The following is an 11,813-nucleotide window of genomic DNA, read 5'->3' on the forward strand; positions in this document are numbered from 1 at the left end:
GCGCCGTGCGTCAGCACGGCGCCACGCCCAAGGCTGCCCAGAGGTGCCGGCCCCGCCGGTGCATCTGCAGGCGCGGAAGCACTTCCAGCTGCCTGTTGTTCAGGGCCTCAAGGCAATAGTGGTGCCGTCCTGCACCATGGCATAGATTTCTTCGATCTCTTCATTCGACACTGCGATACAGCCCGCGGTCCAATCGCTGACCCGCGCCGCGCGCTTGCGCTCCTTGCGGTCTTTCGGCTGTCCATGGATGAATATCTCGCCGCCGGGGCGCTTGCCCGCAGCCGCCGCGTTGGCTTGGTCCCGTGTGTTCGGATAGGAAATCCCCACCGACAGGTGGTACCGGCTGTTGGGATTCCGCCGGTCGATAACATAGGTGCCTTCCGGGGTTTTCCCGTCGCCTTCGAACTGCTTATGCCCCAGCGGGGCAAAGCCTAGATCGACGTCGTATTCCCGCAGAACCTCTTCGTTGTGCAGCAGGTACATTTTGCGCGCACCTTTGTTGATCACAACGGAAGTTACCGTTGGGCCTTGGTAGAACTGAAACCTGCTAACCTCACTGCCAGACCTGCTGCAGCCTGCCAGTGCAAGGCTTGCGGCAGCACCGAACCCGAATGCCCTTCTGTCCATCGTTAAGCCTGTTTTTCTTGTTTGCCTCTTACCAGCCAATACCGCGAAACCGGCTTTAAGGAAATTCACATTTTCCTGTCTTGCTTTGAGAGGCCTGAAATTTTCTGCTCTATGGCCTCCAGACGGCTTAGAACTTCATCCCGGTAGGCATCGGTGCGTTCGCCTTCTTCCTCGTGGTGCGCATCCTGCATCGAGTTTACAATCAGGCCGACCAGCAGGTTCACCACCGCAAATGTGGTGACCATGATGAAGGGCACGAAGAAGGCCCAGGCGTAGGGATGCACTTCCATCACAGGCCTTACGATCCCCATCGACCAGCTTTCCAGCGTCATGATCTGGAACAGCGAATAAGCGCTGAGGCCCAGGTCGCCGAACCACTCCGGAAAATCCTGGCCGAACAGTTTGGTAGAGATCACCGCGCCGATGTAGAAGATGATCGCCATGAGCAGAAATACCGAGCCCATGCCGGGCAGCGCGGTGATGAATCCCTCAACCACCCGGCGCAGCCGCGGTGCGACCGAGATCACCCGCAGTACCCGCAGGATGCGCAGCGCCCGAAGAACCGAAAGCCCTTGGGCACCCGGTGCCAGCGCGATGCCGACAATCACAAAGTCGAACACGCTCCAGCCGCTCAGGAAAAACCGCAGCCGTCTCACAAATAGCTTGGCCAGGATCTCCACCACGAAGATCGACAGGCAGATATTGTCGATCAGATGGATCAGCCCGCCGGCCCTGGCCATGACTGTTGGCGACGTCTCCAGGCCCAGTGTCACCGCATTGACCAGGATGACAGCAATGATGAACCGGCCGAATAGGTCACTGTCCAGAATGGCTGCCAGGCGTTGGGTTGGTGTCATCGCTCGGGTATCCGTCATTTCAGTCTTTCAGTGTGAACTGCGCAACCAGTTCGGTATGGGCCGACCAGCGGAACTGGTCAACGGCCTGGACCCAGTCGAGGCTATAGCCTGCTGAAACCAGAATCTTTGCATCGCGGGCAAAGCTCACAGGGTTGCAGGAAACATAGGCGATCACCGGCGTGCGGGCCTTGGCCAGCTGCGCAACCTGCGCTTCGGCACCGGCCCGGGGCGGGTCAATCACCGCCGCATCGAAAGCGGCCCCGAAGGGGTTCAGATCCTCCGGCAGCAGCGGGTTGCGGAACAGGTCGCGGGTTTCAGTGGTGACCTTCTTCAGCCCCTTGGCCTTGCGCCAGCCGGCATCCAGTGCCGCCACCATTTCGCGCTCGCCCTCCACCGCGTGCACCTCGGCAGCCTGCGCCAAAGGCAGCGCAAAGGTGCCGCAGCCGGCAAACAGATCGACGATCCGCTTGGCGCCTTCGGTGATCTCCAGCACACCGGCCAGGAGGGCAGCCTCGCCCTCCCGCGTGGCCTGCAGAAAGGCACCCGGCGGCGGGCAGACCAGGGCCGGGCCGAAGGGTTGAACCGGCGGCTGCTCCATCGCCACCGGCTCGTCGTCCCAGGTCAGCCGGGCAATCCGGTGCTTCTCGGCCAGCTGCGCCAACTCGATCCGCAACGGGCCGTCCAGCGGCTTGCCGTTCTTGACCAGCATGTCGAGGCCGACTTCCGACGTGGTGACCGTCACCGCCAACGGCGTTTTACGGCTGGCCCCGGCTAGGGCCAGAGCCTCGGCCACGGGAATTGCCGCCATCAAGGCGGGTTCCAGCAGCTGACAATCGGGAATTTCCGCGATTACCTCCGACGCCTGCCCGTGAAACCCGGCCATCGCGCCTTTCTTGGTACGCCGCACTGCCAGCGTTGCGCGGCGACGGGACTTCGGTGGCGAAGTGTGGATGGGCCGGAATTCCGTCTCCAGCCCCTGCGCACTCAGGGCATTGCGCACCACCTCCGTCTTCCACCTCGCCACAAAGCTGTCGCTGGCATGCTGCAGCTGGCAGCCGCCGCAGGACTTGTAGTGGCGGCAGGGCGGCTGCACGCGGTGTTCCGAAGGCGTCTCGATACGGATGCTGGTCAGACGGTTGCCCTCGGTAATACCGCTGGCAATCTCGCCCGGCAGGGTGCGCGGGGCAAACAGGGGACCATCGGCCACGCCATCGCCTTGATGGCCCAGCCGGCTGATCGTTGCTATGGTTCTGGCTGCGTCAGTCATGGCGGCTCAATAGCGCGGCGCAGGGACCAGCAAAAGCAAAATGCGCCAACCGGGTTACTCAGCGGCCGCCTGTTCCTCATCTGTGCAGATGAAACCGCCCGACTGCCGCGCCCAGAACTGGGCGTAGAGCCCGCCCCTGGCCAGCAATTCGTCATGGCTGCCGCTCTCGGTAATACGGCCTTTCTCCATCACGATGATCCGATCCATTTCGCTGAGCGTCGATAGGCGGTGGGCAATCGCCAGTACCGTTTTGCCTTCCATCACCCGGTGCAGAGCCGCCTGAATCGCGGCCTCAACCTCGGAATCCAGTGCCGAGGTGGCCTCATCCAGCACCAGAATGGGCGCATCCTTCAGAATGGCGCGCGCCAGTGCAATCCTCTGCCGCTGCCCGCCGGACAGTTTCACACCGCGCTCGCCCAGAAAGGCATCATAGCCAGTGCGGCCCTGGCCGTCCTCCAGCTCGGTGATGAACTCATGCGCCTCGGCCTTTTGTGCCGCCGCGATCAGCTCTTCCTCAGTGGCATCCGGCCGCCCATAGAGAATGTTCTCCCGCGCCGAGCGGTTGAACATGGCGGTTTCCTGGGTGACCATGCCGATCTGGCTGCGCAGTGAGTTCTGGGACACCTTGGCAATATCCTGACCGTCAATCAGAATCTGGCCATTCTCCCCGTCATAAAGCCTGAGCAGCAGCGACACGAGCGTCGACTTCCCTGCCCCTGAGGCCCCGACGATGCCCAGCTTTTCACCTGGGTGAATGGTCAGGTCTATCCCCTGCACCCCGCCGACATCACGGCCATAGGCAAACTCCACCTGATCAAAGACGATCTCTCCTTCGCTGACCTGCAGCGGTTTCGCATCGGGCTTGTCCTCAACCCGGTCGCGGACCGACAGGGTCTTCATGCCATTCTCGATCTCGCCCACGTTGGAATAGATCGCCATCAGCGTAAAGCTGACCCATCCGGTCATCTGGGCGATACGGATCGAGACCGCGCCCGCCGCCACGATGTCGCCTTCGGTCGCCGTGCCCGACTGCCACAGAAACAGCGTCGCGCCGATCAGCAGCACCGGCAGAACGCCTGCGAGGCACATGAGGCAGAAGCGGAAACTCGCGGAGAGGTAGCCGAAATGCAGCGACTTGTCGCGGAATCGCACCATGGCGTCCTGAGCGGTGCGTTCCTCGTGGTCGGCATGGGCAAACAGCTTGACCGTCTTGATATTGGTGATCGAGTCGACAACCTGCCCGGTCACCATCGCCCGCGCCCCGGCCCGTGCGCCGGACCGTTTACGGATGCGCGGCAGAAACCAGCGGATCAGCGCGAAATAGGCGATCAGCCAGACCAGAAACACCCCGGTGATGCGCCAATCAATAGACCCTAACAAGGCCAAAGAGCCCGCAAGAGAGGCCAGCGCAAAGGCCACAACATTGATCATCTCAGTGGTCACGGAGGTGACGGCGGTTGCCGTCTGCATCTGTTTCTGAGCGATCCGGCCGGCAAAATCGTCGTCGAAGAACCGCACCGACTGGCCCAGTGTCCAGCGGTTCAGCCGCGACAGCACAAGCGGGTTCACATTGGGTTGCACCACGATGGCGTTGGAGGCTGCAGACAAGCCGAACAGCACCGGGCGCACGAACAGAAAGAAGCCCAGCGCCAAGGCGATCACCGCCACATTGCCGGCCGAGAAGAACTGCTCCGGCCCGCTGGCGATGGCGGTGTCAATGACCATTCCCAGGATAAATGCGGTGCCCGCTTCCATTCCGCCGGCCAGTGCCGAAAAGGCCGCCGCCAGCAGCAGCATCGGCCAGGCCCCGGCCAGGCACCACCGCAGGAAGGCCCCCAGACGCTGCGGCGGCGGACCATCTGCCGGGCGGAAGGCGTCGATCAGGTTGCCGATGTTCATTCTGCTGCCTCGATGTTCAGGAAGCCGCCGGACTGGCGTGCCCAAAGCTGCGCATAAAGCCCCTGCGCCTGCAATAGCGCCTCATGTGAGCCTTCTTCAACTATACGGCCCTGATCCATCACCAGGATACGGTCCATCTGGGCGATGGTGGACAGCCGGTGTGCAATGGCGATCACCGTCTTGCCCTGCATCATGCCATAGAGGGTTTCCTGAATCGCCGCCTCAACCTCGGAATCCAGCGCCGAGGTGGCCTCGTCCAGCACCAGGATCGGCGCATCCTTTAGGATCACCCGAGCCAGGGTCACACGCTGGCGCTGCCCGCCAGACAGTTTCACCCCGCGCTCCCCCACATGAGCGTCATACCCCTTGCGCCCCTGCGGGTCCTCCAGATCCAGAATGAACTCATGCGCCTGCGCCTGCTTGGCGGCGGCAATCATCTGCTCCTCTGTTGCATCCGGACGTCCGTACAGCAGGTTGTCCCGCACCGAGCGGTGCATCAGCGCGCTGTCCTGCTGAACCATGCCGATACGGCTGCGCAGGCTGTCCTGTGTCACCGCCCGGATGTCCTGGCCGTCGATCAGGATCTGGCCGCTTTCGGCGTCGTAGAACCGCAAGAGCAGCTTCACCAAGGTCGACTTGCCAGCGCCAGAGCGTCCGATCAGGCCGATCTTCTCCCCCGGCTGGATGGTCAGGCTGATCCGGTCGAGCCCGCCTGCCTCGCGCCCGTAGTGATGCGAGAGGTTGCGCAGCTCGATCTCGCCCTTGGTGAGCCGCAGCGGTTCCGCATTGGCAGCATCCACCAGGTCGATGGGCTGGGCAATGGTCTCCATCCCCTCCGCCACAACACCCAACTGGCGGAAGAAGGAGGTCAGCGCCCACATGATCCAACCGGTCATCGCGTTGAGCCGCAGGGTTAGCGCCGTGGCGGCCGCCACCAGACCCACCGAAGCCGTGCCCTGCATCCACAGCATCACCGCCCAGCCGACCACGCCGACGATCAGCAGACCGTTCAGCGTAACCAGCGTGGCATCCATGATGGTGAAGATGCGCATCTCCGTCTGGAATGTCTTGCGGGTGTTCTCGATCGCATCGCGGGCATAGGTCAGCTCCCGGTCGTGATGGGCAAACATCTTGACCGAGTGGATGTTGGAGTAGCTGTCGACAACCCGCCCCGTCACGGTGGAGCGCGCGTCGGACGACGCCTGGCTGGCCGGGCCGACCCGCTTGACCGTCCAAATCACCAGAAGCGCGTAGAGAACAAACCAGACTGCCAGAGGCAGCATCAGACGCACATCGGCAACCCACAGCAGCACTGCCGCACCCACCAGGTAGGCCAGCGAGAAGGTGATGGCGTCAAACACCTGGAAGACCACCTCTCCCGCAGCGGGCGGGGTTTGCATGATCCGGTTGGCAATCCGCCCGGCAAAATCGTTCTCGAACCAGCCAACCGACTGGCGCAGCACGTGCTTATGCGCCCGCCAGCGGATCAGGGTGCCATAGTTCGGCAGTATGGCATTGTTCAGCAGCGCAACGTCCAGAAGCTGGATCACCGGACGCAGCAGCAGGATGAACAGGGCCACCAGGATCAGCTCGGTGCCATGCGCCTCCCAGACCTCGGACGGGGTGCCCGACATCAGGTCGACGATGCGGCCCATGTAGTAAATCAGCCCAACTTCAATCCCGGCGACCACGACCGACATCAGCGCAGTCAGAATGAAGACGCTTTTGAACGGTTTGGAATAGTCGCGCAGGAACGGCCACAGCCGCGTCGGAGGCGTGTTGGTTTCCGGGTAGGCGCAATAAGGGTCAATGAGGTTTTCAAAAAAGCGAAACATGCGGGTGCTCCAGGCATTTGAGCAAATCGGAATACAGATGAAGACAGCGGGCAGCCCAAGGCTCCCACGTCAAACGGGGCAAGGTCTCAGGCGTTAGAGAAACCAGATCCCGTAATACATCAGCATTCCTCCGTCATGTGGTGGCTGCCCCATGGGTACGCAAGATTTGCCGTTTTGTCACCCCCAAAGGTTGTGACGCTGCTGACACCCCTTGTCAGCGGAAAGTGCTCAGCAGCTCTTCGCGGCTGAGCGTGAACCCGGACGCGATCCAGTCCGCTTCCAGTTTTTTTACCGCCGCGCCCAGCGCCGGCCCTTGCAGGTCCGGCAACAGATCGCGGGCTTTCACCGGGAAAACCGCTTCCGCGCCCAGCTCGATTTCAGTCTCTAAATCAGTGCGAAACGGCTGTTCCAGCAGCGCTGCGCGCAACAGCAGTGCATCCAGCGCTTTCTCCGTACCGAGCCGGTATCCCAGCTCCCCTGCCCCCGCTGTACCAGTCGCGGCTTCCCGGATTGCTTTCAGATGTGAGGTCTTAGCCTTGCTCAGCCGCAGGGCCTCCTGCAGACCATCACCGCCCAGCGCGGCGAGGCGGCGGATGCCGGACGCCGGACGCCCCGCCTCCAGATGAATCAGCGGTGCCAGGGCGCGGTCATCGGCGCCAGGCAGAATTTGAGCCAAGACGCCGGCCTGCCGCATTGCTGCGACAGACGGCGCAGGATTGGGGGCGGTCAGAAGCTTCAACAGCTCTGCCCCGACGCGTTCCTTGGAGAGTGATGCCAGACCGTCCAGGTTGGCCGCAATCGCCGCCAGCGCATCCGGATCGAAGCCCTCTGAGTGGTCGCCGTACCAGGCGTGAAAGCGGAAATAGCGCAAGCTGCGCAGGTAATCTTCGCGGATGCGGTTTTCCGCGGTGCCGATGAACCGTACCCGGCGCTTGGTCAGATCCGCCAGGCCGCCCAGCGGATCGACCACTTCCCCGTCCGGGCGCGCATAGATCGCGTTCATGGTGAAATCACGGCGGCGGGCGTCCTCAGTGATTTCGGTTGAAAACGCGACCACAGCCCGGCGGCCGTCGGTCTCGACATCCTTGCGGAAGGTGGTGATCTCATGCGGGATGCCGTCTTTGACCAGCGTCACAGTGCCGTGGTCGATCCCGGTCGGCACCGCCTTGATACCGGCGCGGGCGGCGAGCTCCATCACTTGCTCCGGCCGCGCATCGGTGGCGATATCCATATCGGAGACAGGCTCGCACAGCAGTGAATTGCGCACGCATCCGCCGACAAACAGCACCTGCGCACCATCCGCCGTGACAGCCTCGCATACCGCCTGAGTTGCCTTGTTCTTCAGCCAGGGCTGGTCAATCCGCATCAGCTTTCCATCCGTGCCGCAAAACCGCGCAACATCCGCGCGGTGGCGCCCCAAATGTAATAGGGCCCATAGGGTACGGTATAATAGCGTCGGCGGGTCCCGCGCCAACGGCGCGATTCGATGATGTAGTTTTCCGTATTCAGAACGTGTCTTAGCGGCACGGAAAAGACTTCGGCCACTTCCCCTGCTTCCGGGCGCGCAGCGAACTCTTCCCGGATCAGCGCAACCACCGGGGTCACGGAGAACCCAGTCACTGTCTCATGCTCAGGAAGGCAGCCGAGGATCTCAGGCAGATATTGCGGCAGGCCGATTTCCTCCCAGGCCTCGCGCAGCGCTGCGGCGCAAGCGTCCTTGTCGCCCTCATCCACCTTGCCGCCGGGAAAGGCGATCTGGCCTGGATGGTGTTTGAGCGCCGAGGACCGTTTGGTCAGGATCAGCCGGGGCGCGCCGGAGGCGATGGAGACCGGCACCAGCACCCCGGCATCCCGCAGCTTGCGACCCTCCGGCAGCACCGTGCCAGGATTGAGGTCAAAATCGGAAGAACCGCCGCCCTGAAGCTTCAGCGCGGCAGTGATGGTTCCGATGAGATCCTGCGCGGCCTCACTCACTGGGCGGGTTTTCCGCATCAAACCCCAGCGACGCTGGGTCCAGATCATAGTGCGCGCCGCAGAACTGGCAGTCCGCGGTCACCCGGCCCTCATCCGTGGTCATCTTCTCGATGTCCTTGGCGGAGTAGATCGACAGGCTTTGGCGTACGCGGTCTTCCGAGCAGGTGCAGCCGAAACGCACCGGCTGGAAGTCATAGACCCGCGGTTGTTCCTCGTGAAACAATCTGACCAGCAGATCGGTGGGCGTGACCGACGGGCCGATCAGTTCCAGGTCGTCCACCGTATTCAGCAGCATCGTGACCCGGTTCCAGTTCTCTTCCTCGTCCCCGGTCACCAGATCGGAAGCCTGCAGAACGTCACCCGTTCCTTCGCCCTGGGCCGCGAAGGGCGACGCCTTGGGCATGCTCTGCAGCATCACGCCGCCTGCGCGCCAGTGCTCGGGCACGCCAGGTTCGGCCGATTTGCCAAAGCTCAGCTTGAACATGGTCGGCAGCTGTTCCGATTGGGCAAAGTAGGCTTCGGCGCAGGCGCTCAGCGAGCCTTGGGCCAGCGGGGTGATGCCTTGGTAGGGCTGGGTGCCATTGCCCTGGTCTATCAGGATCGCAAAATACCCTTCGCCCACTTGTTCGAACGGGTCGCCATCGGTCAGCCGGTCGCGGTCAAAGCTGGCATAGGCACGGATCTGGCCGATTTCACCCTCTTTCTGGGGCGCATAGTAATCTGTGGCAATCATCCGCACCGCGCCTTTGGACTGCACCTGAAGCGAGAGTTTCCAGCGCAGCGAGATGGTCTGGCCGATCAGCGCCGTCAGCAGCGCCATCTCGGCGACCAGCGCCTCAACCACTGGCGGATAGTCATGCTGTTTCAGAATACCATCCAGCACGCCGTCCAGCCGCGCCACGCGGCCGCGCATGTCGGATGCATCAAGCTGGAAGGGCAGGACGGTGTCGTCCCACGCGATTTTCGAACCAATGGTCATGGGGTTTCCTTATGCGCCGGGGATTGGCATACCGGGGCTATATAGGAGAATTGATACTGGAGTGAAGGGGCCGGCCCGTGATCAGACGTTTTGGCGACACCCCGCAAAAGGGCCAGCGCTACCGGATTCGGCCTGGAGCCTATGCGCTCCTGCCGCGCGCCGGTAAGCTGCTGATCACTTGCCAGTATGACCCGCACCCCGATTTGCAGCTGCCGGGCGGCGGTATCGACCCTGGCGAATCGCCGATCCCTGCGCTGCACCGCGAGGTTTATGAAGAAACCGGCTGGAAGATCTCTGCACCGCGGAAGGTGGGCGTGTTCCGGCGTTTTGCCTATATGCCGGAATACGACCTGTGGGCCGAGAAGCTGTGCCATATTTACATGGCCCGTCCGCTGCGCCGCCTCGGTCCGCCGTTGGAGAAGGGGCATGAAGCGCTGTGGATTGACCCGCAGGAAGCGGCCATTCGGCTTGGCAACGCCGGCGACCGCCATTTTGCCACCCAGTTGGCCGCACGCCTGTGAAATATGTCCAAACCTATCGCCCAAATGCACAAAATCCCAGCCGCGGCCGGGACATCTTTAGACAGCCGCTGTTTCAGGTTCAGGGGCCCTGGTATTCGAACAACGTGGCTGAGACGTCATCCTCCAGCCCGTGTTCCTTGCTCATGACCTGGGTCAGGTGCCAATAAAGGTCGTCCAGGAATTCCTTGCCGCTCTGGTCAGAGCCGCATTTCTCCACAAGCTCAAGCAGGCCCTCCGGTTCCAGCATGGAACCGTCTTCCAGCCGAGCCTCGGTGAAACCGTCGGAGAAAAGCAGCAGGCGGTCGCCGCGTTCCATTGTGAATTCTTCCTGGCTGTAGCCGATGTCCGGCACCAGACCCACCGGCACGCCGCCTTTGCCGATAAATTCCATCTCGCCGCTCTTGCGCAGCAGCAGCGGGTGCGGGTGGCCGGCCTGCACCATTTTGATGACACCGCTGCGCAGATCAGCAATGCAATAGGCCATGGTGAAGTATTCTTCGATACCGGTATCGGCGATCAGACGGGCATTCAGCAGGCTGGCAACCTCTTCCGGCTGGCGCAGTGCATAAAAACGGTTGAACCGCTTCTCCATCCCGACATTCTGGTCGAAGTAGTTGGAAGACAAATAGCCGCCCAGCCGCGCCGTCATCATCGCGGAGGTGATGCCGTGGCCGGAAACGTCGATGGAGTAGAAGCCGATACGGTTCACGCCCGGAGAGAACATGCCAACCAGGTCCCCGCCGATGTGCCCGCAGGGTTTCAGCAGCAGGCTGACAGTGGAGGAGCCAAACGTCTTGGACAGCTCCGGCACCAGCGATTCCTGGATTTTGCGGGCCTGGATCAGGTCCTTGTCGATCGCATCATACACCCGCTGCAGCTCACCCAGGGTTTCAGAGACGATCCGGTTCTTCTCTGACAGCTCCCGCTGCATCCGCAGGATCCGCTCGCCCGCGGAAATGCGCGCACGCAGTTCGTCAGAGCTCACCGGTTTGGTCAGGAAGTCATCGGCGCCGGCGTCAAGCCCCTCGGCAACTTCGTTCTTTTCGCTCTTGGAAGTCAGCAGAATGAAATAGGCGTAATCCTCGCTGGAGCGGGCCCGGAATGCGCGGCAGAACTCCAGCCCGTTCATGCCCGGCATCATCCAGTCGCTAAGGATCAGATCCGGTGTTTCCGCCTGGCAGATCTCCATCGCAGCCTCGCCGCTCTCGGCTTCGACGACCTCAAACCCCCATTTCTTGAGTGAGGCCACAAGGATGCGTCTCTGCAGGCGGCTGTCATCGACAACCAGCACACGGCGTATTGATCCGGCCACTGTGTGGTCCTCGTTGTCCATCGAACTTTCTGGCAGCACCGAAGGCACCTCACAAATGGCATAATCAGACAGTCTTGTGATACTATCGGTCCAGAAATTTAACAGGCGGTGAAACCTAAAATTTGAGCTTCCCCCTTTATTTCACTATATCTTTACTGCAAGCAACTTAAGAAATCTCGCATGGCGACTGATCGTAGGGACAAGACACATGATTGACTGGCCGCGCGTGACCGAGCTGCGCGAAGAAGTGGGTGCAGAGGATTTCGAGGAAGTTGTTGAAATCTTTCTTGAAGAAGTCGAAGAGGTTATTGGAAAACTGCGAGGCGGCGACCGCAAGCAGCTGGAACAGGACCTGCATTTCCTGAAAGGCAGCGCGCTGAACCTTGGCTTTGCGGATTTTTCTGCGCTTTGCCTGGACGGTGAGAGAAAATCCGCACAGGGTGGCGCAGAAGGTGTCGACATCCCAGCCATCATTGCCGAATTTCAGGCTTCCAAGTCCGCCTTCCTGACAGGCATGTCCGAAAAATTCTGATCCCTGCGAC

General features: G+C 61.7%; 11 protein-coding genes. 2 read left to right on the forward strand and 9 right to left on the reverse strand.

From position 1 onward, the window contains the following. Positions 1-99 precede the first annotated feature (99 nt). The 8 genes from AC4HIX_RS02930 to hslO all read right to left on the reverse strand — a co-directional run bounded on the left by AC4HIX_RS02930 (position 100) and on the right by hslO (position 9,438). Positions 100-627, reverse strand: coding sequence for a L,D-transpeptidase family protein (locus tag AC4HIX_RS02930; protein ID WP_490397819.1), 528 nt, complete (start codon positions 625-627; stop codon positions 100-102). 65 nt (positions 628-692) lie between these two features. Then, complete coding sequence (locus tag AC4HIX_RS02935) at positions 693-1,484, reverse strand: ion transporter (protein ID WP_490397820.1); 792 nt, start codon at positions 1,482-1,484, stop codon at positions 693-695. A gap of 19 nt (positions 1,485-1,503) precedes the next feature. After that, on the reverse strand, positions 1,504-2,751 hold the full coding sequence (locus tag AC4HIX_RS02940; RefSeq protein ID WP_490397821.1) for a class I SAM-dependent RNA methyltransferase: 1,248 nt from the start codon (positions 2,749-2,751) through the stop codon (positions 1,504-1,506). 54 nt (positions 2,752-2,805) lie between these two features. Next, positions 2,806-4,650 (reverse strand): ABC transporter ATP-binding protein, encoded by a 1,845-nt coding sequence (locus AC4HIX_RS02945; RefSeq protein ID WP_490397822.1) that lies wholly within the window; start codon positions 4,648-4,650, stop codon positions 2,806-2,808. Continuing rightward, complete coding sequence (locus AC4HIX_RS02950) at positions 4,647-6,485, reverse strand: ABC transporter ATP-binding protein (protein ID WP_490397823.1); 1,839 nt, start codon at positions 6,483-6,485, stop codon at positions 4,647-4,649. Before AC4HIX_RS02950 ends, AC4HIX_RS02945 begins: the two co-directional genes overlap by 4 nt. Before the next feature lie 214 nt (positions 6,486-6,699). Beyond that, positions 6,700-7,851: a CCA tRNA nucleotidyltransferase gene (locus AC4HIX_RS02955; RefSeq protein WP_490397824.1), complete on the reverse strand. Its 1,152-nt coding sequence runs from the start codon at positions 7,849-7,851 to the stop codon at positions 6,700-6,702. Beyond that, positions 7,851-8,477, reverse strand: a complete 627-nt coding sequence (locus AC4HIX_RS02960; protein WP_490397825.1) for a CoA pyrophosphatase — start codon at positions 8,475-8,477, stop codon at positions 7,851-7,853. The genes AC4HIX_RS02955 and AC4HIX_RS02960 overlap by 1 nt, the downstream gene beginning before the upstream one ends. Further along, on the reverse strand, positions 8,452-9,438 hold the full coding sequence (gene hslO, locus AC4HIX_RS02965; protein ID WP_490397826.1) for an Hsp33 family molecular chaperone HslO: 987 nt from the start codon (positions 9,436-9,438) through the stop codon (positions 8,452-8,454). Before hslO ends, AC4HIX_RS02960 begins: the two co-directional genes overlap by 26 nt. Positions 9,439-9,515: 77 nt before the next feature. Here hslO and AC4HIX_RS02970 point away from each other — a divergent pair, with 77 nt between their 5' ends. After that, complete coding sequence (locus AC4HIX_RS02970) at positions 9,516-9,959, forward strand: NUDIX hydrolase (RefSeq protein WP_490397827.1); 444 nt, start codon at positions 9,516-9,518, stop codon at positions 9,957-9,959. 79 nt (positions 9,960-10,038) lie between these two features. Here AC4HIX_RS02970 and AC4HIX_RS02975 read toward each other — a convergent pair whose 3' ends face one another. Next, a complete protein-coding gene (locus AC4HIX_RS02975; RefSeq protein ID WP_475053049.1) occupies positions 10,039-11,292 on the reverse strand; it encodes a PP2C family protein-serine/threonine phosphatase in 1,254 nt (417 codons plus the stop codon). 187 nt (positions 11,293-11,479) lie between these two features. Here AC4HIX_RS02975 and AC4HIX_RS02980 point away from each other — a divergent pair, with 187 nt between their 5' ends. Then, positions 11,480-11,803: an Hpt domain-containing protein gene (locus AC4HIX_RS02980; protein ID WP_475048469.1), complete on the forward strand. Its 324-nt coding sequence runs from the start codon at positions 11,480-11,482 to the stop codon at positions 11,801-11,803. The last annotated feature ends 10 nt before the right edge of the window (positions 11,804-11,813 follow it).

It is taken from the genome of Leisingera sp. (assembly GCF_982940295.1).